22 protein-coding genes and 1 riboswitch are annotated in these 23723 nt (G+C 62.8%); of the genes, 14 read left to right on the top strand and 8 right to left on the bottom strand.

The features are described from left to right. Positions 1–196: 196 nt before the first annotated feature. From folE2 to SM765_RS15145, 3 genes are all read right to left on the bottom strand, one after another. The gene (gene folE2 / locus SM765_RS15155; protein ID WP_065270833.1) at positions 197–1300 is read right to left on the bottom strand and encodes a GTP cyclohydrolase FolE2; all 1104 of its coding nucleotides are present in this window, start codon (positions 1298–1300) and stop codon (positions 197–199) included. Between the two features lie 183 nt (positions 1301–1483). Then, complete coding sequence (metZ, locus tag SM765_RS15150) at positions 1484–2686, bottom strand: O-succinylhomoserine sulfhydrylase (protein ID WP_274838288.1); 1203 nt, start codon at positions 2684–2686, stop codon at positions 1484–1486. A gap of 58 nt (positions 2687–2744) precedes the next feature. Continuing rightward, positions 2745–2821, bottom strand: a riboswitch (SAM riboswitch). Positions 2822–3053: 232 nt separating this feature from the next. Further along, positions 3054–4004, bottom strand: coding sequence for a LysR family transcriptional regulator (locus tag SM765_RS15145; protein WP_065270835.1), 951 nt, complete (start codon positions 4002–4004; stop codon positions 3054–3056). Between the two features lie 91 nt (positions 4005–4095). Between SM765_RS15145 and SM765_RS15140 the strand changes: the two genes are divergently transcribed. The 10 genes from SM765_RS15140 to SM765_RS15095 all read left to right on the top strand — a co-directional run bounded on the left by SM765_RS15140 (position 4096) and on the right by SM765_RS15095 (position 14333). Then, positions 4096–5160 carry a maleylacetate reductase gene (locus tag SM765_RS15140; RefSeq protein WP_065270836.1) on the top strand — a complete coding sequence of 355 codons (1065 nt, stop codon included), beginning with the start codon at positions 4096–4098 and terminating at the stop codon, positions 5158–5160. Between the two features lie 44 nt (positions 5161–5204). Continuing rightward, a complete protein-coding gene (locus tag SM765_RS15135) occupies positions 5205–6479 on the top strand; it encodes an ABC transporter substrate-binding protein (protein ID WP_274838289.1) in 1275 nt (424 codons plus the stop codon). Between the two features lie 95 nt (positions 6480–6574). Next, positions 6575–7294 carry an ABC transporter ATP-binding protein gene (locus SM765_RS15130; protein ID WP_065270838.1) on the top strand — a complete coding sequence of 240 codons (720 nt, stop codon included), beginning with the start codon at positions 6575–6577 and terminating at the stop codon, positions 7292–7294. Beyond that, positions 7294–8001, top strand: coding sequence for an ABC transporter ATP-binding protein (locus SM765_RS15125; protein WP_065270839.1), 708 nt, complete (start codon positions 7294–7296; stop codon positions 7999–8001). Before SM765_RS15130 ends, SM765_RS15125 begins: the two co-directional genes overlap by 1 nt. Next, complete coding sequence (locus SM765_RS15120; RefSeq protein WP_274832458.1) at positions 7998–8861, top strand: branched-chain amino acid ABC transporter permease; 864 nt, start codon at positions 7998–8000, stop codon at positions 8859–8861. Before SM765_RS15125 ends, SM765_RS15120 begins: the two co-directional genes overlap by 4 nt. 11 nt (positions 8862–8872) lie before the next feature. Then, positions 8873–9928, top strand: coding sequence for a branched-chain amino acid ABC transporter permease (locus tag SM765_RS15115; RefSeq protein ID WP_274838290.1), 1056 nt, complete (start codon positions 8873–8875; stop codon positions 9926–9928). A 2-nt stretch (positions 9929–9930) separates the two neighbouring features. After that, positions 9931–11685, top strand: coding sequence for an FAD-dependent oxidoreductase (locus SM765_RS15110; RefSeq protein WP_274835971.1), 1755 nt, complete (start codon positions 9931–9933; stop codon positions 11683–11685). A 9-nt stretch (positions 11686–11694) separates the two neighbouring features. Beyond that, complete coding sequence (locus SM765_RS15105) at positions 11695–12576, top strand: intradiol ring-cleavage dioxygenase (protein WP_274828306.1); 882 nt, start codon at positions 11695–11697, stop codon at positions 12574–12576. Continuing rightward, on the top strand, positions 12573–13412 hold the full coding sequence (locus tag SM765_RS15100) for a 3-oxoadipate:acetyl-CoA acetyltransferase (protein WP_274838291.1): 840 nt from the start codon (positions 12573–12575) through the stop codon (positions 13410–13412). Before SM765_RS15105 ends, SM765_RS15100 begins: the two co-directional genes overlap by 4 nt. Before the next feature lie 231 nt (positions 13413–13643). Then, the gene (locus SM765_RS15095; protein ID WP_274838292.1) at positions 13644–14333 is read left to right on the top strand and encodes a glutathione S-transferase N-terminal domain-containing protein; all 690 of its coding nucleotides are present in this window, start codon (positions 13644–13646) and stop codon (positions 14331–14333) included. Between the two features lie 113 nt (positions 14334–14446). Here SM765_RS15095 and SM765_RS15090 read toward each other — a convergent pair whose 3' ends face one another. The 4 genes from SM765_RS15090 to SM765_RS15075 form a co-directional block, all read right to left on the bottom strand. After that, positions 14447–15067, bottom strand: a complete 621-nt coding sequence (locus tag SM765_RS15090; RefSeq protein ID WP_274828303.1) for an inner membrane-spanning protein YciB — start codon at positions 15065–15067, stop codon at positions 14447–14449. A gap of 36 nt (positions 15068–15103) precedes the next feature. Beyond that, positions 15104–16006 (bottom strand): EamA family transporter, encoded by a 903-nt coding sequence (locus SM765_RS15085; RefSeq protein WP_274838293.1) that lies wholly within the window; start codon positions 16004–16006, stop codon positions 15104–15106. A gap of 67 nt (positions 16007–16073) precedes the next feature. Then, positions 16074–17249, bottom strand: coding sequence for a signal recognition particle-docking protein FtsY (ftsY, locus tag SM765_RS15080; protein ID WP_274835975.1), 1176 nt, complete (start codon positions 17247–17249; stop codon positions 16074–16076). 76 nt (positions 17250–17325) lie between these two features. Continuing rightward, entirely contained in the window at positions 17326–17970 is a 645-nt protein-coding gene (locus tag SM765_RS15075) for a lysoplasmalogenase (RefSeq protein ID WP_274835976.1), read from the bottom strand. A gap of 148 nt (positions 17971–18118) precedes the next feature. On the opposite strand from SM765_RS15075, the gene SM765_RS15070 reads away from it, so the two are divergent. Then, positions 18119–19141, top strand: a complete 1023-nt coding sequence (locus SM765_RS15070) for an alkane 1-monooxygenase (RefSeq protein WP_274838294.1) — start codon at positions 18119–18121, stop codon at positions 19139–19141. A gap of 43 nt (positions 19142–19184) precedes the next feature. After that, positions 19185–19574 (top strand): hypothetical protein, encoded by a 390-nt coding sequence (locus tag SM765_RS15065; protein WP_274838295.1) that lies wholly within the window; start codon positions 19185–19187, stop codon positions 19572–19574. 56 nt (positions 19575–19630) lie between these two features. On the opposite strand, the gene xseA is transcribed toward SM765_RS15065, so the two are convergent. Beyond that, on the bottom strand, positions 19631–21175 hold the full coding sequence (xseA, locus tag SM765_RS15060) for an exodeoxyribonuclease VII large subunit (protein ID WP_274838296.1): 1545 nt from the start codon (positions 21173–21175) through the stop codon (positions 19631–19633). 210 nt (positions 21176–21385) lie between these two features. On the opposite strand from xseA, the gene purD reads away from it, so the two are divergent. After that, positions 21386–22651 (top strand): phosphoribosylamine--glycine ligase, encoded by a 1266-nt coding sequence (gene purD, locus SM765_RS15055; RefSeq protein ID WP_274838297.1) that lies wholly within the window; start codon positions 21386–21388, stop codon positions 22649–22651. 83 nt (positions 22652–22734) lie between these two features. Next, positions 22735–23616, top strand: coding sequence for a bestrophin family protein (locus SM765_RS15050; RefSeq protein WP_274838298.1), 882 nt, complete (start codon positions 22735–22737; stop codon positions 23614–23616). Positions 23617–23723: the final 107 nt, after the last annotated feature.

The following is a 23723-nucleotide window of genomic DNA, read 5'->3' as shown; positions in this document are numbered from 1 at the left end:
TCCTTACATCAAAGAGATCCGGCATGGATATCTGGCCAGCAGAAGGATTCCGTAGCCATCTGGGTCCGGACCTGATGGAAGGCTAACACGAGAATGCGGCAACGCAGCAAAAAAATGCGGCATTGCAGCGGAAATTCGCGCTTGAGTGATAGCGGAACAGGCAGGAGGCGGCGCAACGTGCGCCGCTGCCTACCTGTTACCCCCGATGAATCAGGGTCGAGAACAGACCCGGATCAAGGCTGGTTTCGGCAAACAATGGCCCTTGGGTCAGCACGCTGACTGCATCGTGGCTGTGCAGGCTTTCCTGATGGCTGGCCACCACGCGAAAATCGCCAATGCGCGGATCGCTTTGCAGGGCTTCGCAGAACAGGCGCGCTGCATCCTCGACAAAGATCGGGTTGGCAGCGTTCAGTTCGGCAAAGGCCTGTTCGTCCTCGCGCTTGACCATGACCTGCGTCTCGGTAGGCACCGCACGGCGGCAATGATCGATCAGATCCTCGAACCACAGGCAGGGGGCCTCGGGGTCGATCTGCACCGACAGCCGCGCCACTGACCGCTGCGAATGCGGGGTTGCCAGTTGCCCGCGCGACTGACGCGCGTGTTCCGACAGTTCCAGCGAACAGGGGCAGGTCGAGGAATAGACATAGTCCAGATGCACGATCTTGTTGCGCACCCCGTCCCGATCCACCAGTTCCAGCGCGATATCGTAATATTGATAGCCCGACAGGCCCGAACGCAGGCTGTCGATCTTCACCGGGAAGGAGAACCGCATCTGGATGCGCGCGTCCATGCTGCCGAGATCGCTGAGGTAATCCTCAAGCGCGGCCTCGATCACCTCAAAGCTGAAGGTCTTTTCTGCGTGTTTGTAAAAGGACCGCATGATCCGGGACATGTTGATGCCCTTCTTGTCGGCCTCAAGGCTGACGGTGCCGGTCACGCTGGTTTCCAGCGTCAGATCGCCATTGTCCCGTGTGTGAAAGCGAATCGGCAGGCGGAAGTTGGAGATCCCCACATGCTGGATCTGCTCATTGGCGCCCCGGATCAGGCTGGAGGGGCCGTTCTGCAGGTCGGGCAATGTGGCGCGATAGCCCTCATCCGCCACAAAATCCTCGGGGTAGTTGCGCGACAGATCGGGGTAGTTCTGCACCGCCCGCTCTGGCAGAAGCCGGGCAACGGCTGGGTCAAGCTGCGCAATTTCCGTCTGGGTGGCTGTCGCGGCCCATTGGCGAAGCGTCTCAAGAGCCGCCTCTGCCTCGGTCCGGTCCGGTGTCTCGTCCACGCCGCGCATATGGATATTCATACGACCACTTCCTCCGCTGCTGCTACGCCCCGGGGCGCAGCGATGTTCAGTATTACTCTGTTACGCGGGAAAACACAAAATGGATCAGACAAATACGGCAGGTTCCGGCCCGGAACTGACCCCGCACCACAAGTGAACCCGCCCCGGCCCGCGAACAACGCGGGCCACAGCGTCCCCAAGACTTCAGCCGCCGCAGGCGTCCAATGCCTGCGTCAGATCCGCAATCAGATCCTCCGGATCCTCTAGCCCAACCGAGAAGCGCACCAGACCCGGCGTGATGCCCAGCGCCACCTTCTGATCATCGGCCAGCCGCTGGTGGGTGGTGGTGGCCGGATGGGTTGCGATGGATTTCGCATCGCCGAGATTGTTGGAAATCACCGGAATCGTCAGGGCGTTCAGGAAGGCAAAGGCCGCCTCCTTGCCACCCTTCAGATCCAGCGACAGGACCGTTCCGCCCTTACCGCCCAATTGCCGCTGCACCAGCGCGTTCTGAGCATGATCGGCTAGGCCGGGATAGATCGTGCGCGCCAGCTTCGGATGCCCCTGAAGGGCAGTCGCAATCTGCAGCGCCGTTTCGGCCTGTGCATTCACCCGCAGGGAAATCGTCTCCAGCCCCTTTAGCAGCGTCCAGGCGTTGAACGGGCTAAGGGAACCGCCGGTGTGCTTCATATAGGGCTCAACCGTGCCGCGGATGAAATCGCGTGTGCCAAGGATGACACCGCCCAGAACCCGGCCCTGACCGTCGATATGTTTGGTGGCCGAGTAGACCACCACATCCGCGCCTTGCGCGATGGCGTCAGAGAAGACCGGCGTCGAGAACACATTATCCACCACCACAGTGGCGCCGACGGCATGGGCGATTTCGGCCACCGCAGCCACGTCGATCACTTCCAGCGTCGGGTTCGACATGGATTCGAAAAACACCGCCTTGGTGTCCGGTCGTACCGCATCGCGCCATTGCTCCAGATCGGTGCCATCGACGAATGTCACTTCGACTCCGAAGCGGGTCAGGATGTTTTCAAGGATATAAAGGCAAGAGCCAAACAGCGCCCGCGCCGACACAACGTGATCGCCCGCCTTAAGAAGCGAGGTCAGTGCGCCATTGACCGCTGCCATGCCAGAAGCGGTGGCAAAAGCATCCTCGGCGCCCTCAAGCGCTGCGATCCGCTCTTCGAACATCGCCACGGTCGGATTGCCATAGCGGGCGTAGATGAATTCATCCGGGCCGGTTTCGATGAACCGGGCCTCGGCCTGTTCGGCGCTGTCATAGACAAAGCCCTGGGTCAGGAAGATCGCTTCGCTCACCTCGCCCCATTGGCTGCGGCGGGTGCCGCCGTGCACCAGTTTGGTGCGGCTGTTCCAGTTGCTTTCTTTCGTGTCGTTCATGGCACACACTCCTGCGCGTCGGCGCAATAAAAAACCCCATTCGGCCAAGCGAAAGGGGTTCCTTTGCGTCCTGACCTCTTTAGCGGTGTGTTTAACGTGGCCCGCAATCCGGTAACAAATCCCACACGTCCAAGGTGGCAAACCTCAGAAATTCGGCGGGACAGAAACCGGAGAATTAACCGATTTCTTTCATGGGGTCTTTGCCGCGACCCTGCCCCTCTCACCAGCAATTCGATTGGGGCGACCCCAGACGACCGGTAAGGCTTGCGCCTTAACGCAGGCCGCCGCAACTGCGCAAGTCCAAATGCACCGCCCCTCATCAGATTGAGCAGGCCTCGCACTCTCGTGCCGCCCACACAGGCAGGTATCATCGTCTCCAGACGGCTTCGCGGCCGCGAACGTCGATCCTGTCGGCCAGACCGGAAAACTCACCCTTGAGGAACTTCTGAAACCGGGACACCGCGGGGCGCACCGGGCGGTCGTTGCGCCAGAGCAAACCCAGTTGCCGGTCCGGGTGTTCAAGCTTCACCGGCAGCGCTGTGACCATATTGGACGGTCGCTGCATGAACACCACTGAATAAGGCAACACCGTCAGCGCATCCGATCCGGACATGATGCGCAGGATCGCCGCCAGCGAGCCGCCAGTAAAACTGACGCGGAAATCGGTGATGCCTACGATCTCCAGCGCGTTTTTCAGGTCCGCATAAAGAGGGCTGCCCGCCGGGGGGGCGATCCAAGGGTATTGGGCGATATCTTCCAATCGAAACGTGGATTTACGCGCCAATGGGTGCGACGGCGCGCAGGCAATCACGTTGCGGCCACGCAGGATCGGTTCAAACGACAGCTCTTCCGGGATGTCATCGCCGCGCATCGGGCAGATCGCCAGATCGATGTTCCCCGTCTTCAGCTGTTCAGACAGCTCCGCGAAATAGCCATAGCTTTGCTGAATCGCCACATCCGGGAAAGCAGATTGGAACGACGCGATCATGTAGGAGATCACTCCATCCATGAAGATGGGCGTCCCGGCGATCCGCGCGGTGCCCGCCTTGCCCCCTGAATAAAGCTCGGCTGCGATGCGCGCCGCCTCACTTGCCTGACCGATCACCCGGCCCTGTTCGGCCAGCGACAGACACAGCTCGGTCGGCCGCAGCGGCCGGATACCCTTTTCAAATAATCGTGAACCGAGCCGCGACTCCAGCATCGCAACCGTGCGCGACAGGCTGGGCTGGGACTTGTTTAGCGCGGCCGCGCCTTCACTTAGCCCGCCCGAGTCGACGATCGCTGCCAGGATGCGCAGGTGATTGGGATCGATGTACATAACATCGTGGTATATTAAATGCCGTAATCTCGATCAACAGACCATTCACTGAGGTTTAACGTCCGGCACAACCGGAGGAGAAAGGTCTGAAATGACACAAGAGGCAGAAACCGCAACAGATGGTGTGCGCGTTGTATTCCAGGCTGGGGTGAAGGACATCCTTGTCGCAGAGACTCAGCGGCTGGGCGCGAAGAACGCCCTGGTTCTGTCCACCCCTCAGCAATCCGACGCAGCGCTGGAAATGGCCGAAACACTGGGCGAACTGGCCGCTGGCGTTTTCTGTCAGGCGGCGATGCACACCCCCGTCACCGTCACCGAAGCGGCCATGGCCCACGCCAAAGAGGTCGCAGCGGACTGCATCATCTCAATCGGCGGCGGCTCGACCATCGGGCTGGGCAAGGCAATCGCCTATCGCACAGGCCTGCCGCAGATCGTGATCCCGACCACCTACGCCGGCAGTGAAGCGACGCCGATCCTCGGCCAGACCGAGAACGGCATCAAGACGACGCTGAGCCACCCCGAGGTGCTGCCCGAAGTCATCCTCTATGATCCCGAGCGCGTCGCAACGCTGCCGGTTGCCATGACCGTGACCTCGGCGCTTAACGCCATGGCGCATGCAGCCGAGGCGCTTTATGCGCGCGACCGCACCGAAAAGACGGTGCATTTGGCCATCGACGGGCTGAAGGCCTTCGTCGGCGGTCTGCCCCGCGTTCTGGCCGCGCCTACGGATCTCGCAGCCCGCGCCGAGACGCAGCGCGGCGCATGGGCCTGTGGCACGGTGCTAGGCCAGGTCGGCATGGCCCTGCATCACAAGCTGTGCCACACGCTGGGCGGCTCATTCGACCTGCCCCACGCCGAAACCCACGCAATCGTTCTGCCCCATGCCATTGCCTATAACGCCCGCGCGGCAGCGACCGAACTGCTGCCGATCTGCGATCTTCTGGGCGGTGAGAATGCCGGGCGCGCCTTGTATGATTTTGCACAAAAACTGGGGGCGCCGCTGGCACTGCGCGATCTGGGTCTGAAGGAGGAAGACCTGGACCGCGCCGCCGAACTGGCCACCACCAAACCCTACCCCAATCCGCAGCCTGTCACGCGCGACGATATCCGCGCGCTGTTGCAGGCGGCCTGGGCGGGAACACCACCCGCCCACTGAACCGGGGCTTCGCGAACACTTTTGATGACGTCAGGGAGGACATCATGATTACACGCCGTAAACTGCTCAAATCCACCGCCGCCACCGGCCTCACGCTTGCTGCCGGGGGGCTGGCGGCACCAGCTCTGGCCCGGGATGCCAAGATCCGGCTGGGCTATGTCAGCCCGCAATCCGGCCCGCTGGCCGCATTTTCGGACGCCGACCGGTTCATCATCGAGGGTTTTCTAGCCTCGGATGCAGGCAGCAACTTCGAAGTGATCGTCAAGGACAGCCAGTCCAACCCCAACCGCGCTGCAGAGGTCGCCAAGGAACTGATCATCGACGACGAGATCGACATGATGCTCGTCGCCTCTACCCCCGAGACGACCAATCCGGTCGCCACCACCTGCGAGGCCGAGGAAATCCCGGTGATCTCCACCGTGGCCCCGTGGCAACCCTATTTCATCGGTCAGCAAGGCAACCCGGGCGATCCCGGCAGTTGGCGGCCGTTTGATTTCAGCTTCCATTTCTTCTGGGGACTGGAAGACGTGATTTCCACCTTCACGGCAATGTGGAACCAGCTCGACACCAATAAATCGGTTGGCGCGATCTTCCCCAACGATGGCGATGGCAACGCCTGGGGCGATCCCAACGTGGGCTTCCCGCCAGTGCTGGACGCCCAAGGGTATAAGCTGACCGACACCGGCCGCTACCAGAACCTCACCGATGACTTCAGCGCCCAGATCAATGCCTTCAAGGCGGCAAATGCTGAAATCGTCACCGGCGTGCCGATCCCGCCGGATTTCACCACCTTCTGGACACAGGCCAAACAGCAGGGCTTCACCCCCAAGGCCGCAAGCATCGGCAAGGCCATCCTATTCCCGCAGGCGGTCGAGGCTCTGGGCGATCAGGGGCACAACCTGTCCTCCGAGGTCTGGTGGTCACCGAACCATCCGTTCTCTTCCTCCCTGACCGGGCAATCCGCTGCCGATCTGGCCGCAGGCTATAGCCAGGCGACGGGCAAGCAGTGGACCCAGCCCATCGGTTTCGTGCACGCGCTGTTCGAAATGGCGGCCAGTGTCATGGGTCGCGTCGAAGACAGCCGCGACCCGGATGAAGTTGCAGCCGCGATCGCCGCAACGCAGCTGGATTCGATGGTCGGATGCATCGCATTCGACGGCAAGGGCCTGCCGCCGTTCGCCGCCGCGAATGTCGCCAAAACCCCGCTTGCGGGCGGTCAGTGGCGGCTTCAGGACGATGGCAGCTATGATCTCGTGGTGGTGGACAACTCCGATCACCCGGAGATCCCGACCGGCGGCAAGATGGAAGAGATTTCCTGATCCCATCCTGCCCTTGCGGGTCCTGCTGCACGTAGGACCCGCGCCCTCCCCCGGCCTTTTCACACCCCGTCCTGCGGACTGGCAAAGGACCTTTCATGTCGATCCTCTCTCTCCAATCGGTTTCAAAAAGCTTTGGCGCCCTGACCGTGACCGACGATGTCACCTTCGAGGTGCCACAGGGCCAGGCGCTGGGTATCATCGGCCCCAATGGCGCCGGGAAATCGACGCTGTTCAACCTGATCACCGGCAACCTGACCGCCAATTCTGGCACCATCAATTTCGAAGGGCGCGACGTCACCCGCACCTCGGCAATGGACCGCTGCATGGCGGGAATCGGGCGTTCCTTCCAGATCCCGCAGCCGTTCGAAAAACTGACCGTCTACGAAAACCTTCTGGTCGCCGCCACCCATGGCCGCCGCCTGGGTGAGGCCGCCGTGCGGGACGATTGCGCCGATATCCTGGAACGCACGGAGATGATCCGGCGTGCCAACACCCCGGCCGGACAGTTGTCGCTGCTGGAGCGCAAGCGTCTGGAACTGGCCCGCGCCATGGCGACCCAGCCCAAACTGTTGCTGCTGGACGAAATCGCAGGCGGCCTGACCGAGGCCGAGTGCCAGTCGCTGATCGGTACCATCCGGGACATCCACGCGCAGGGCGTGACGATCATCTGGATCGAGCATGTCCTGCACGCGCTCACCTCGGTGGTGGAGCGCCTGCTGGTGCTCGATTTCGGCAAGGTCATCGGTCTGGGTGACCCCGACGCCATCATGGCCAGCCGCGAAGTGCAGCAAATCTATCTGGGGATCGAAGTCTGATGTCATTGCTGGAAACCCATAACCTGACCGCCCACTACGGTGATTTTCAAGCCCTGTTCGGGGTGGATATCACCCTTGAAGAGGCGGAAACCGTGGCCATCATCGGCGCCAATGGCGCGGGCAAGACGACACTGATGCGCTCGATTGCCGGGGTGCTGCGCAATGCGGCCGAGGCGGTCACCTACGATGGCCGCCCCGTTGGCGCGCAGCCCGCTGATGAAATCATGGCGCAGGGCGTCGCCATGGTGCCCGAGGGGCGCAAGCTGTTCCCCTCTCTCTCGGTCGAGGAGAACCTCCTGATCGGGACCTACGGGCGCAAGAAAAGCGGCCACTGGACGCTAAACACCGTCTACGATCTGTTCCCCATCCTGCGGGAGCGCCGCAACAGCCCCGGCACGGCCCTGTCGGGCGGGCAACAGCAGATGGTCGCCATCGGCCGCGCCCTGATGAGCAACCCGCGGGTTCTCTTGTGTGATGAGATCAGCCTTGGCCTTGCCCCGGTGGTGATCAAGGACATCTACGCCGCCGTCCCGGCGATCAAGGCGGCGGGCGCCTCGCTGGTGGTGGTGGAACAGGACATCGCCCAGGCCATGGCCGTCGCCGACCGCGTCTACTGCATGATGGAAGGTCGCATCACCCTGTCCGGCACCCCCGAGAGCCTCAGCCGCGAGGCCATCCACGACGCCTATTTCGGAGCAGCCGCATGATCTGGATCGACACGATACTCCAAGGCATCCTTCTGGGTGGCCTTTATGCCCTTTTTGCAGCCGGGCTGAGCCTGGTGTTCGGCATCATGCGGCTGGTAAACCTCGCGCATGGCGATCTGATCGTGATGGGCGCCTACCTGATCCTGTTGCTGGTGACGATGCTCGGGATTTCTCCCTTTCTCGCGCTGCTTATTGCCATGCCGGTGATGTTCGTCCTTGGCTGGGCCTTGCAAAAGTTCCTGCTGAACCGGACGCTGGGCGATGACATCCTGCCGCCGCTGCTGATCACCTTTGGCCTGTCGATTGCGCTGCAAAACGCGCTCTTGGAAGTCTTCTCCGCCGACAGCCAGCGCCTGCCGCCCAACGCGCTGACCACGGCATCGGTGCAGATGGGGCCGATCTCGCTTGGCGTGATGCCGCTGCTGACCTTTGCCTCTGCCGTTCTGGTCATCGTCGGGCTGAACCAGTTGTTCTACCGCACCGAACTGGGGCGCGCCTTCCGCGCCACCTCGGATGATCCGACCACGGCCAGCCTGATGGGGATCAAGCCCGCAAACATCTTTGCGACCGCGACCGGGATCGCATTGATCATCGTGACCATCGCCGCCCTGTATCTGGGCCTGCGCGCCAACTTCGACCCCAACATCGGACCGGCCCGGCTGATCTATGCCTTCGAGGCGGTGATCATCGGCGGGCTTGGCTCTCTCTGGGGGACGCTGGCGGGCGGCATCATTATCGGTGTGGCGCAGACCCTCGGGGCCGCGATCACCCCGGAATGGCAAATCCTGGCCGGGCATGTCGCCTTCCTTCTGGTGCTGCTGATCAAACCGCGGGGGCTGTTCCCCCGGGCACACGACTAAAGGAGGCAGACATGACATATACTGTATCCACCCGAACCCCAGTCTCGCGCATCGCGGCAATCCTTGGCCTTAGCGGCACGCTGATCTTGGCGGCCCTGCCCTTCTTTGCCGGGCGCGGAACCATTCAGGACATGTTTTTCATCCTGACGATGCTGGTGCTGGCGCAGTTCTGGAACCTTCTGGCGGGCTATGGCGGTCTCGTCAGCATCGGTCAGCAGGCATTCGTCGGTATGGGCGCCTATGCGCTGTTTGGCGGCGTGATCCTTTGGGGACTTGATCCGGTTTCCGCCATCCTTCTGGGCGGCATCGCGGCGCTGGTGATTGCCGTGCCCACCGCATTTTTCGCCTTCCGCCTGAACGGCGCCTACTTTGCCATTGGGACATGGGTGATCGCCGAGGTTGTCCGCCTTAGCGTCGCCCAGTGGAAGACGCTTGGCGGCGGCACCGGCACCTCGCTGCCGCGCAGCGCCACCCGCGACATGTGGCTGGTCGAGATGATCGAAGAGGTGCTGGACGTGCGCTCTGCTGCGGCGCGCGATATCCTCGCCTATTGGCTGGCGCTGGCGCTGGCGCTGGCGACGATCGGCGGCATCTACTGGCTGCTGCGCAGCAAGAACGGACTGGCCCTCGCTGCGGTGCGTGACAACACCGAAGCGGCCAAATCCGTTGGCGTAGATGCCGGACGCATGAAGCTGGTGGTGTTCCTGACCTCCGCCTTTGGCACCGGCCTCACCGGGGCGCTGATCTACCTGCAAAAAGCCCGGATTTCGCCCGACGCCGCCTTCAGCGTCACCGACTGGACCGCCTATGTGCTGTTCATCGTGGTGATCGGCGGCATCGGCACCATCGAAGGTCCGATCCTAGGCGTACTCATTTTCTTTGCGCTGCAATCCCTGCTGGCCGATTTCGGCAGCTGGTACCTGCTGACGCTGGGCCTTCTGGCCATTGCCATCATGCTGATCGCCCCGCGTGGGCTCTGGGGACTGATCTCCGAGCGCACAGGGCTGCACCTTTTCCCAATTCGCCGAACCCTGCGGGGCGGCAAACTATCACCATCGGAGGAATAAACATGGCTGACATCACCACAGAGGTTCTGATCATCGGCACCGGGCCTGCAGGGTCGGTCGCGGCGGCACTGTTGTCGAGCTATGGCATCGAGAATGTCGCGATCAACCGCTATCACTGGCTAGCCAATACCCCGCGCGCCCATATCACCAACCAGCGCACGATGGAGGTCCTGCGCGATCTGGGCAAAGAGGTCGAAGACGAGGTCTACCTCAACGCGATGGACCAGAGCATCATGGGCGAGAACGTCTTTTGCGAAAGCCTTGCTGGTGAGGAAATCGGCCGGATGAAATCCTGGGGCACCCATCCCCTGTCCAAGGCCGAGCACATGCTCTCCTCGCCGACCTTCATGAACGATCTGCCGCAGACCTTTATGGAGCCGATCCTCTTCAAGACTGCCTGCAAACGCGGCACCCGGGCGCGGATGAGCACCGAGTACAAAAGCCACGTGCAGGACGCTGAAGGTGTCACCACCACCTGCTATGACCGGATGACCGGGCAAGAGCTGACGATCCGCTCGAAATATTTGATCGGCGCCGATGGTGGCAATTCGCTGGTGGCCGAGAATGAAAACCTGCCCTTCGAAGGCCAGATGGGCGTCGGCGGCTCGATGAACATCGTGTTCCGGGCGGACCTGTCGAAATACGTAGCCCATCGTCCTTCGGTCCTTTACTGGGTGATGCAGCCCGGCGCGGATGTCGGCGGCATCGGCATGGGGCTGGTGCGCTGTGTGCGCCCGTGGAACGAATGGCTGATCGTCTGGGGCTATGACATCAACGAACCCGCCCCCAACGTGGATGAGGCCATGGCGACGGATGTGGCCCGGCAGTTGGTGGGCGATCCCGAGCTTGAGATCGAATTGCTCAGCGCCAACACCTGGACGGTGAACGACACCTACGCCACCCAGATGTCGCGCGGACGTGTCTTCATCATGGGCGACGCCGCCCACCGCCACCCGCCGTCGAACGGTCTGGGCTCCAATACCTCGATTCAGGATGCCTTCAACCTGGCGTGGAAACTTGCCGCCGTGGTCAAAGGTCAGGCCGGGGAGCGGCTGTTGGAAACCTATTCCGAAGAGCGCGCCCCGGTGGCCAAGCAGATCGTCACCCGCGCCAACCAGTCCATCGGCGAATTCGGTCCCATCTTCGAGGCCCTTGGCATGACCGGCGGTACCGACATTACCAAGATCAAGGCCAATATGGACGCCCGCTGTGACTCCACCCCCGAGGCCGAGGCCCAGCGCGAGGCGTTGAACAAGGCCATCGCCTTCAAGAAGTACGAGTTCGATGCCCATGGCGTCGAGATGAACCAACGTTACCGGTCAGATGCGACCGTGACCGATGGTCAGATCGAGCCGGATTTCAAACTGGATGCCGACCTGCACTACCAGCCCACTACATGGCCCGGGGCACGCATTCCCCATGCCTGGTTGTTCGACGCGGCGGGGCAGAAACACTCCACCCTTGATCTGGCGGGCGGCGGTGCCTTCACAGTCTTTACCGGCCTTGGCGGCGAAGCCTGGGTCGAAGCGGCCAGCAAGATCGCCAAGGAGTTCGGCATCACGCTCAACGCCCATGTCATCGGCCCACGTCAGGAATACATGGATTACACCGGCGACTGGGCCCGCGCCCGCGAGGTCGGCGATAGCGGCTGCATCATCACCCGCCCCGACCAGCATGTCTGCTGGCGTCACGATGGCGCTCCCGACAATGCCGAAGCCGAGCTGACCCGCGTCTTCAAAACCATTTTGGCCCGATAGGAGGCGACAATGAGCGATCAGGAACAAGGGTATTTCACCGAAGAAAACTCGGCCGAGGTTGTCATCAGCCGCAATGCCAACGCCAAGAATGAACGCCTCGCCGAGGTCATGGCGGTGGTGACAAAGCATCTGCATGCCGCCGTGAAGGAGATCGAGCCAACGCAGGAGGAATGGTTCGAGGCGATCCAGTTTCTGACCAAGGTGGGCCACGCCTGCAACGACTGGCGGCAGGAGTTCATCCTGCTGTCCGACAGTCTGGGCGTCTCCATGCTGGTCGATGCGATCAACAACCGCAAACCCTCCGGCGCCTCGGAATCCACCGTCCTCGGCCCGTTCCACGTCGAGGACGCGCCCGAACTGCCCATGGGCGCGGATATCTGCCTGGATCAGAAGGGTGAGCCGATGCTGGTCAAGGGCCGTATCACCGGCACCGATGGCCAACCCATCGCCAATGCCAAGATCGACGTCTGGCAAGCCAATGACGAAGGTTTCTACGACGTGCAGCAAAAGGGCCTTCAGCCCGATTTCAACCTGCGCGGCGTCTTCCGCACCGGGGCCGATGGCACCTATCATTTCAAAGGGGTGAAACCGAAATACTACCCGATCCCCGATGATGGCCCGGTGGGGCAGATGCTGACGCAACTGGGGCGCCACCCCTACCGACCCGCGCATCTGCACTACATCCTCGAGGCAGACGGATTTGATACGCTGATCACCCATATCTTTGACCCGGATGATCCCTATATCCACTCCGATGCGGTCTTTGGCGTGAAGGAAAGCCTGCTGGCCAAGTTCGATCTGATCGAAGATCCCGCCCGGATCAGCGCAGCCGGTTTCGACCGCCCCTATTACGAGGTCGTGCACGACTTCGTGCTGGCGCCGAAATCATGACGGCGCCCTGCATCATCTGCGTGGCAATCACCGGCAGCTTGCCACGCAAGGAAAACAATCCCGCCGTGCCGATCACCGTCAGCGAACAGATCGAAAGCACCCATGAGGCTTTTGAGGCGGGCGCTGCCATCGTGCACGCCCATGTGCGCAACGACGATGAAACCCCCTCCAGCGATCCGGACAAGTTCGCAGCGCTGAAGGAAGGTATCGAAAAACACTGCCCGGGGATGATCATCCAGTTCTCCACTGGCGGGCGGTCCGGCGCGGGCAAGACGCGCGGCGGCATGCTGCCGCTTGCACCGGACATGGCGTCCTTGTCGGTGGGATCGAACAACTTTCCCAACCGGGTCTATGAGAACCCGCCGGATCTGGTCGATTGGCTCGCCTCTGAAATGCGCAGTTATCAGATCAAGCCCGAGATTGAGGCCTTTGATCTGTCACATATCCTGAAGGCCGCCCAGATGCATGCGGCCGGGCAGATCGCGGACACGCCCTATGTGCAGTTTGTCATGGGGGTGAAAAACGCCATGCCTGCAGACAAGGCGGTGTTCGATTTCTACGTCGAAACGGTAAAGCGCCTGTTCGGTGCGGACGCGCCATGGTGCGCGGCCGGGATCGGGGCAAACCAATCCGTTCTCAATGAATGGTCCGTGGCGGCAGGCGGGCATGCCCGCACCGGGCTCGAGGACAATATCCGGCTCGACAAGGATCGCCTCGCGCCCTCGAACGCGGCGCTGGTGAAACGGGTGGTGGCGCTCTGTGAACAGAATGGCCGCAGCGTTGCCGATGCCGCCACCGCGCGCCGGATCCTGGGCCTGCGCCAAGGCGCGCAGTAGCGCATCATCGCGCGCAGCTTCCCCGATCGTCCCAAGCCGACCGGGGAAGTCCTGATTGCGGCGTCCTCTTAGGTGCCGCGCCTTTCGTTCCTCCCCTCCCTCTGCTCCCAACAGCTGCCGCCTGCGATCACAGAGTTGTGCGCGCGCCGCTGGTCGTCTTGCTGCCCCAGGGCGATCTATGATCACATGGCGCAGCCAATCACTGGCGACACCGGATAAGGGAACAGGGCATTGCAGGAACCGATCGATCTTTACTACTGGCCAACGCCGAACGGCTGGAAAGTCTCTATCGCGCTTGAGGAAATGGACCTCCCCTATCGGGTGCATCTGATCAATATCGGCAAAGGCGATCAATTCGCGCCGGAGTTCCTCAAGATCGCCCCCAACAACCGCATGCCCGCGATTATCGATCCCGCTGGCCCAGGCGATGCCCCCCTCTCCCTGTTCGAAAGCGGCGCCATCCTGCAGTATCTTGCCCGCAAGACCGGGCGCTTCTACGGCAGCGATGAACGGGCGCGCCTAATGGTGGATCAATGGCTGATGTGGCAGATGGGTGGGGTTGGCCCGATGGCTGGTCAGGCGCATCACTTCCTGAAATACGCGCCCGAGGACCTGCCCTATGCCAAGGACCGCTACAGGTCCGAGGTCGCCCGGCTCTATGGCGTGCTGGACCGGCAGCTGGCCGAAAACGAATATGTGGCGGGGGATGAGTTCACCATCGCCGATATGGCGATCTGGCCTTGGGCGTCGCTCTGGGAAGGGCAGGAACAGACGCTGGAGGACAAACCGCATCTGGCCCGCTGGCTGGACCTTCTGTGGCAACGCCCCGGCCTGGTGGCAGGGCGTGCCCTCCACGCCGATCTGCGCGCCGACCGCTCGGACAGCAAGGCGCAGGAAATCCTCTTTGGCGGCAAGGACTGACAGCGCCTTCATGATGCCAACCGCAGCGCGCCCTGCGCGCTGCCCGGCCCAAGGCTGTTTGTGGCGCATCCTTGATGCGCCACACAGGCGCGGGAGCCCTGCGCCCCGGAAATTCACGCCTTGGGGTCTTCGACCTCTTCGTCGTCCTCAAGACCGTATTTCTGCAGCAGCGGCCCCTGGGTCATGAAGAACAGGAACATCGCCACCGGCAGACCGAAGGTCTTGAAATAGACCCATGTGTCAGTGGTGAAGAACCGCCAGATCACCTCGTTGGCCACGGCCAGCCCCAGGAAAAAGCCGCAGATCCGCCGGGTGAGGATCATCCAGCCCGCCTCTTCCATCGGCATGACTTCTTCCATCACCACCTTCAGCCAGCTTTCGCCGCGCATCAGCCCGACGGCCAGCAGCCCGCCGAACAACAGGTAGATCATCGTCGGCTTCATCTTGAAGAACCGCTCGTCGTTGAACCAAACCGACAGCCCGCCGAACAGTACGACCAGAACCAGCGTCGCCAGCTGCATCTTCGACAGGTGCCCGGTCAGTTTCCACAGGGCGGCAGTCGACATCATCATCAGCGGCACAAAGGCAGCCGTCACCAGGATGAAACCCTTGTATTCCTCGCCCCCAATCAGAAAGATCTCATCCTTCAGCTTCAGGTAACCGATGAAAAACAGAACAATGGGGCCGAACTCCAGCACCATCTTCAGGATCGGATTGATTTTCTTGCCAGCCATTGGCGCTCCTGTTCGGTTGTCTTCCGGCGGCCCGCGTCAGCCACCCACTTCCACAATCACCGCGCCCAGCGCGATTAGGGACATCAGCGCGATACGCCGCGGCCCCACGGTTTCTTTCAGCACCAGCCAGCCGATCAGCGCGGCAAAGACGGTCGAGGTTTCCCGCAGCACCGCCGCTTCGCCCACCTTGTCGAGCCGGGTTGCCAGCATCACCGCCCCGAAGGAGGCAAAGGCCACCAGTCCGCCAAAGACGCCCCGGACCAAAAGCGGCCCCGGTTCCGGGCGCTCTGCCATCTTGCGCCAGCGCAGGTAGGCCACCGGCGGCATGGCGATCCCGTCGATCATGAAGAACCAAGCCAGAAAGGTGAACGGGTTCGCGGTGGCGCGGATACCATAAGCGTCATAGGTGGTGTAAAGTGCCACAAACAGCCCCGTCACCACGGCCAGCCCCAGCGCCACCATCAGCGTGTCGCGGTTGGTTTCCAGATAGCGGTAGTTATAGGCCGCCAAACCAAAAATCCCCATGAGCAGCACCGCAACGCCCATCCATTGCATCACCGTGAAGGTCTCGGAGAACAGGTAATAGGCGCCGATGACGGTGAATAGCGGGCCGGTGCCCCGAACCACCGGATAAACCACCGTATAGCTGCCCTTGGTGTAGGCCAGCGCTTGCAGCACCTTGTAGGCGACGTGAATGACCCAGACGGCAGCAAAGATCGGCCACATATGCGGCTCGGGCCAGGGCACGACGAAAAGCGCGAACGGCGCTGCCATCAGCCCGTAGGAGGCGTCAATTGCCCCGCGTGACAGCCAGGGATCGTGTCGCCCTTTTTGAAGTGCACCAAAGACCGCGTGCAGGAAAGCCGCCATCAAGGCCAGCATTAATGCAGCCTGGTGGCCCGCCTCGGTGCCCTCCAGCGAGATCAGCCAGTCGCTCATCCGCGGTGGCCCTCAGGGCGCGACGGCGCCGGGACAATGGACCTCATCCGGCCGACGAACCGGCGGCTCAAGATCGGTCCAGCCCGGTCAGGGCCGCGGCAAATTCTTCCGGATCAAAGGGCGCAAGGTCATCGATCTGCTCACCCACACCGATGGCATGGATCGGCAGGCCGAACTTGTCCGCCAGCGCCACCAGCACGCCGCCCTTGGCGGTGCCGTCCAGCTTGGTCATCACCAGCCCCGAAACATCGGCCAGCTTCTGGAAGGTGTCGACCTGGTTCAGCGCGTTCTGGCCAGTGGTCGCATCCAGCACCAAAAGCGTATTGTGCGGCGCGGTCTCGTCCTTCTTGCGGATCACCCGCACGATCTTGGCCAGCTCCTCCATCAGGTCGGCGCGGTTCTGCAGCCGCCCGGCGGTGTCGATCAGCAACAGATCCGCCCCGTCCGCTTCGGCGCGGGTCATAGCATCAAAGGCGAGACTCGCCGGATCCGATCCTTCGGGCGCGGTCAGCACAGGTACCCCGGCGCGGTCGCCCCAGACCTGCAGCTGTTCCACCGCCGCGGCGCGGAAGGTATCGCCGGCCGCGATCACCACGTTCTTACCCGCCGCCTTGAACTGGCTGGCCAGCTTGCCGATGGTGGTGGTCTTGCCGGATCCGTTGACGCCGACAACCAGCACCACCTGCGGCCGCTTGGCGTAGATCGGCAGTGGCTTGGCCACCGGCTCCATCACGCGGGCGATCTCGGCCGAGAGCAGTTCCTTGATCTCCTGCGTGGACAGGCGTTTTCCGAAACGGCCTTCGGCCATATTCGCGGTCACCCGCAGGGCCGTATCCACCCCCATGTCCGAAGCGATCAGCAGCTCTTCCAACTGCTCCAGCATCTCGTCGTCCAGCACCCGACGCGGCGCAGTGCCCCCGGCGCGCCCCATGAGCCGCCCCAGCAGCCCCGGCGATTTCTGCGGCTTTTCAGGCTCTGGTTCGGGGATTGGTTCAGCAACAGGTTTGGGGGCGGCGGGCTTCGGTTCAGTCGCGACAGGCTGCGGCGTAGGCACCTCCTCCGCAACAGGCTCCGAAACTTGCGGCGCTGCCTCAGACGCAGGTTCAGGGGCAGCGGCATTCTCGACAGCAGCCTTATCCTCGGCCTTCTCGTCGGCCCCTTCCGCAACAATTGCATCCAGCCCATCCTCCAGTTTCGAAGAGGATTTGAACAACCGGTCCTTGAGCTTTGTGAAAAACGCCATCGGGGTCTCCGCAGTAAGTCTGTAACTCACCTAATGCGGTTTGCCCGCGGTTGCAAAGCGGATGACAGCACAGAGGTCAGGAAAATGCATACCAAAAGCCAAGCTGGGCGCCCCAATAAAGCGGCCAGACCGCATAGGGGGCAATCCGGCGCAGCCGGTGCCCCTCAGGCAGGACGAAGGTTTCAAAGGCCAGCACCACGTCCGATGCGACAAAGGCAAGGGCCGCAGGCAGCGCCCAGACCAACGCGCCCTGCCCGGGCAGGGTGGCAGCCGCCGCCCCCATCGACAGGATGATCGGGATATAGGCCAGCACCGCGCCCTTCAGCGCCCCTGCGCGCGGCGCAAGTACCCGCACCATGATACCGCCTAGAAGGACCAGAGCGGTCAAGATGAGGAGGCCTGACATCTGCAAGAGCCGCCCGGGATCGCTTCCCGGCGTGCTGAGGAACAGCACAACATATGCCAGATGCCCGGCGGCAAAGGCCCCGACCCCGGCCATGAAGGCCCCCTCCCCATCGCGGGACAGGCAATAGTCGCCCAGCGCGCAGAGCAGCAGCCCCAGCGCCAGCAGGACCGGAGCCCCGGCAATCAGCGCCAGCAAAGCCAGCAAGGCAACAGAGGAGGTTTTGAGAATACTGCGCAACAGCCCTGCGGGGCGTGCCGTGAAAAACAGATAGGCCAGCGCGCAGCCTGCCGCGGCACTCAATAATAGGGTTTCCATTCTGGCCTCTCTCCCCTGCCTCATCTTGCTACGGCAGATGCCGCGCGTCATTGCCCCGCATGCTTGCCCGAGGCGATGGCTTCGGTCAAAGGTAACCAAGGGAAAAGCACGCCCTTCATCCCTTTGCACCTGCACAAGGACCGCCCCCATGTTCTGGTTCGCCATTGCCAGCCTGACGCCGCCCGTTCTGATCGGGCTTGCCAGTCTCTGGGGCGGGATCTGGAGCTGGGCAGCCCTTGGATCCATGTCCGCACTGGTGCTGGTACTGGACCGGATCGGGCGACGGGCGCAGAACCAGACCGGCGCGCGCGGCGCAGAGGCGCTTCAGGTCGCGTTGGCTCTTGCCCATTTTGCCCTGCTGCTGCCAGTGGCCACGGCCCTGCCCCGGATCGGCTGGGGCGGGGCGATACCGCTGGTTCTGGCGCAGGGGTTGTTCATGGGACAGATCTCACATCCCAACGCGCATGAGCTGATCCACCGCCCAACCCGGGCTTTGCGCCGCCTCGGTGTTCTGGTCTATGCTACCATGCTGATCGGGCACCATGCCTCGGCGCATCTGAAAGTGCATCATGTGCATGTAGCGACCCCACAGGATCCCAACACGGCCCGACGCGGCGAAGGCTTTTACCGGTTCCTGCCGCGGGCCTGGATTGGCTCTTTTCGCGCAGGGCTGGCTGCTGAAAACGCTGCGCGGCAGCGCAAGCAGATCCCCCCGTCGCCCCTCAGCCATCCTTATGTGGCCTATATCGGTATCGCCTTGCTGTGCTGCGCGGCCGCCTATCTGGCGGGCGGGATCATCGCCCTCATTCTTTTCCTGTTTGCCACAGCCCATGCGCAGATGCAGATCTTTCTGGCCGATTACGTGCAGCACTACGGGCTGCTGCGCCAAACCCGTGACACGGGCCGCCCGGTGCCCGTCGGGCCGCAGCATTCCTGGAACGCACCGCATTGGTATTCTTCGGCGATGATGCTGAACGCGCCGCGCCATTCCGACCACCACGTCGTGCCCGCCCGCCGGTTCCCCGAACTGCGGCTCACGCCCGATATGCCGACACTGCCGCATTCCCTGCCCGTGATGGGCGCGATTGCGCTGATCCCCTCCCTCTGGCGGCGCAAGATGGGGCGGGAACTGGCCAAACTGAGCGGCAAGCGGTCCGAAGGCTTGGACTGAGCCCCACCTGTCTGGCACACTTCATTCCATGCGGACCTTGTTGATGATTCCCCTGTGCGCTTTGCTGGCTGTCCCCGGGATGGGCAAAGCCGCTGAGCCGATGGGCGCTGAGGAGTTCGACAGCTACACCCGGGGCAAGACGCTGTTCTATGGCTTTGATGGCATCGCCTACGGGGTAGAACGCTATCTGCCGAACCGCCGTGTCATCTGGTCCTTCCTCGATGGCCGCTGTCAAGAAGGGCACTGGTACCAGCAAGCCGATCAGATCTGTTTCCTCTATGAGGACCGCAATGATCCCCAGTGCTGGCGGTTCTCCCTTACCCCCAACGGTCTCAGCGCGCGGTTCCAGAATGACCCCGAAGCCACCGAGCTTTATGAGGCCGAGGATATCGGCGAAGAGATGATCTGCCTCGGCCCCGACGTCGGGGTCTGACGCGCGCTCACTCCGCGCCGAATAGTGAGGTACGGGTCGGCAGGATCAAATTGCTATCAGAACAGCGATCCCTGCTCCCCATCATCCGGGGTGCTCTTGGGTTTGGCCTTGGGCTTGCTGGCCTTTGGCTTTGCTGCCGACGCCTCACCGCCGCCTGTCTTTGCGGCTGGCGCAGGTGCACCGCCCAGATCAAGCCGTCCGTCTTTGAACTCGATTTCCAATGGCCCCGCTTTTTCGGCCGCGGCGCGGGTGGTGATGACGGTCTGACCGGACCGCACCACCGCATAGCCACGCTCCAGCGTTGCCTTGTAGCTGAGGATCTCAAGCTGCCGCCCCGCCGCCGAAAGCTGTTGCCGCTGCCGGTCAAGCCGTTGCCGCTGCACAGTGTCCAGCCGCTGTCCCAACTGGGTGATCCGATCCTGACGCCGCTGGATTTCCTGCTGGATGGGTCGCAAAGACAGCCGCGATGACAGGTTGCGCAAACGGTCCGTCCGCCCCGCCACAAGCTGCCGCAGGGTCGAGGGGCGCAGGCTTGCAGCCGTCTCGCTCAGCTGCACACGGCGGCGCTGCACCACCGAGGTCAGCGCACGCGGCAAGCCATCGCTGGCCTGATCCAGCCGCTGCCGGGGCGTTTCCAGCAAGGTTTCCGGGCGGGGCAAGGCGCGCGACAGGTCATTCAGGCGTTGGCGACGCAGCTGCACCGCCTGCCCCGCGGCACGCGCCAGCCGGGCACCCTGATTCTCGCTCCAGCCCAGAAGATCCAGCCGTACTGGCACCGCCAGCTCGGCCGCCGCCGTCGGCGTCGGCGCCCTACGGTCCGATACAAAATCAATCAGCGTGGTGTCGGTTTCGTGCCCCACGGCAGAGATCAGCGGAATATCCGAGGCCGCCACTGCCCGGGCCACGATTTCCTCGTTGAAGCCCCAGAGATCCTCGATCGAACCACCACCGCGCGCCACGATGATCAGATCGGGGCGCGGCAGAGCGCCGCCCGGTGTCATGCGGTTGAAACCTTCGATGGCGCGGGTCACCTCCGGGGCGCAATTACTGCCCTGAACGGCAACTGGCCAGACCAGAACCTTGCGCGGGAACCGGTCTCGCAGCCGGTGCAGGATATCGCGGATCACCGCCCCCGAAGGCGAGGTCACGACCCCGATGATTCCCGGCAGATAAGGCAGTGGTTTCTTGCGCTCAGGCGCGAACAAACCCTCGGCCTCAAGCTGTTTCTTGCGTTTTTCCAGCAGCGCCATCAGCGCGCCCTGCCCGGCGACCGCGACCTCTTCGACGTTCATGTTGTACTTGGACTGCGCCCCGAAGGCCGTGAGGCGGCCGGTGACGATCACCTCCAGTCCCTCTTCGGGCACCACCGACAGACCCGCGACCTGACCTTTCCAGGTGGTACAGGCCAGCACGTTCCGGTCGTCCTTGATGTCGTAGTACAGATGCCCCGAACGCGCCTTGAACACCCGCCCTACCTCGCCGCGTACACGGATCCGGCCAAAGGTGCTTTCCAGGGTGCGTTTCACCTCACCCGAGATTTCGGAAACGGTGAATTCCGGCGCGTTCTGACCGGGGGTGGGATCGTCGAGCAGGTCGGACATCGGCGGATCTTTCGGACTGTTATCTGGGCAGTTGAGATGGCGGCAGGCCTGCGACCATACGCAGTTCTTGTTTTACAGGCCCGCGCAGCATAGAACCCGCGACAAGCATGGCAAGCCCCCGGCGCAGGTGTCATTTCCTGCTCCAGACAGGCCGCTGCCGCATGGCGATATACGCTCCGGTTCCGGGGCGGACAGACCGGAGAAGACGCGATGAATATCCTTATCCTTGGCAGCGGCGGGCGCGAACATGCTCTGGCCTGGGCGGTGATGCAGAACCCCAAATGCGACAAGCTGATCGTGGCGCCCGGCAATGCGGGCATTGCCCAGATCGCCGATTGTGCCAGCCTTGATATCGAGCAAGGCGGCGCGGTGGTGACCTTTGCCGAGGAAAACGCCATCGATTTCGTCATCGTCGGCCCCGAGGCGCCGCTGGCCGCTGGTGTTGCCGACCGGCTGCGCGAAGCGGGCATTCTGGTCTTTGGCCCCTCGCAGGCGGCGGCGGAACTGGAAGCCTCCAAAAGCTTTACCAAGGAGATCTGCGACGCGGCCAAGGCGCCGACCGCAGCCTATGGCCATTTCACCGATGCCGAGGCCGCCAAGGCCTATGTGAAGCAACAAGGCGCCCCCATCGTGGTCAAGGCCGACGGTCTGGCCGCTGGCAAGGGCGTCATCGTTGCGATGGACGAACAGACCGCGCTGGATGCCATCGAGGACATGTTCGGTGGCAGTTTCGGCGGCGCCGGCGCCGAGGTGGTGATCGAGGAGTTCATGGAGGGCGAGGAAGCCTCGCTGTTTGTACTGGTGGATGGCGAGGACGTGCTGTCCATCGGCACCGCGCAGGATCACAAACGCGTCGGCGAAGGCGATACCGGTCTCAACACCGGCGGTATGGGCGCCTATTCCCCGGCCCCCGTGCTATCGGCCGAGATCGAAGCCCGCGCCATGGAAGAGATCGTCATACCCACCATGGCCGAAATGGCCCGGCGCGGCGCGCCTTATCAGGGGGTTCTTTATGCAGGTCTGATGATCAAGGACGGCCAACCGCGTCTGGTGGAATACAACGTGCGCTTTGGCGATCCGGAATGTCAGGTTCTGATGATGCGGCTTGGCGCCCAGGCGCTGGACCTGATGCACGCCGCCGCCGAAGGCCGCCTGAGCGACGCGCAGGTGAACTGGGGCGATGACCACGCCATCACCGTTGTCATGGCGGCAAATGGCTATCCCGGCTCATACGAAAAAGGCACCGAGATCGGCGGTCTGGATGCCCTGCCCGAGGACAGCAGCAACATGGTCTTTCATGCTGGCACCAAGGCAGACGGCGGCAAGGTTCTGGCCAATGGCGGCCGGGTGCTGAACGTCACCGCCCGCGGCGACAGCCTGGCTGAAGCCCGCGACCGGGCCTATGCGATGGTCGACCAGATCGACTGGAAAGACGGGTTCTTCCGCCGTGACATCGGCTGGCGCGCCCTGTCGTAGCAGGTACAGTTTCCGGGGGCTGCCGACCTGGTCCGGGGCAGCCCTCAGTTGACCACTCCCACTTTTGTTGAAGGACCCTGCCGATGATCCTGCGCGAAAAGCCTGGCATTGTGGCGTTGTTGTTTGCGGTGCGTGGCTCTGTCCTGCCCCGCATACTGCCGCGCATTCTTGCGGTCTCCGCACTGGCCGCTGTGGTGGTCTGGCTGGACGGAAATATTCTTCCACTACCCCACACCAACGCCGCGCCCTTTGCGGTCTTCGGCGTGGCCCTGTCGCTGTTTCTCGGTTTTCGCAACAACGCCGCCTATGAACGCTGGTGGGAGGGGCGCTGCCTCTGGGGGCAGCTGCTTGCCGATCTGAGGGCGCTTGGCCGCGATGCGGAGCTGTTCCTGCCGCAGCGCGAAGATCGGCAGCAACTGTTGCGACTGGCGCTGGGGTTCATCCACCTGCACCGGATCAATCTGCGCAAATCATCGGATTTCACCCAGGCAAACGCATGGGCCGGTGAGGATTTCTCGCAAGCGCCGCATCCGCCCTGCGCCGTGATGAACCGGATGACGACATTGGCCGCAACATCCGCGCCTGACGGGTTTGCCCGCAAGGCGCTGTCAGAGCGCCTGTCCTCGATCACCCTGGCCCAGGCCGGATGCGAACGGATCGCCGCGACGCCGTTGCCCTATGTCTACTCGCTGCTAGTGTTCCGGACCACCTATCTCTACTGCCTGCTGATCCCCTTTGCGCTGCTGGAAAGCACCGGCTGGATGACCCCCGTCTTTGTCGCCATCGTGGCCTATGTGTTCTTCGGCCTTGCCGAGGTGACCGAGGAATTGTCGCATCCGTTCGGCGAAACCGTGAACGGCCTGCCGCTGGATGCGGTGTGCCGGACGGCCGAAATTTCTCTTTGCGACCATCTGGAGCAAACCCCACCCGCGCCGATGACACCGCAGAACTATATCCTGACCTGAAAGCGCGCCCATTGCCCGGCCCGCCCTGCGGCTTTTGCGCTGTCTATAAGTGTTTTCAGCGGCTTTGCGGTAGGTTACTAACTTGGGTCAAGCCTGGGAGGCACAAT

Source organism: Pseudophaeobacter sp. 1A09344 (assembly GCF_041008745.1).
In the GTDB taxonomy this organism is placed as follows: Bacteria; Pseudomonadota; Alphaproteobacteria; order Rhodobacterales; family Rhodobacteraceae; genus Phycobacter; species Phycobacter gallaeciensis_A.
The sequence above is the reverse complement of the archived record's forward strand: the minus strand, read 5'-3'. Positions and strand labels throughout refer to the sequence as shown.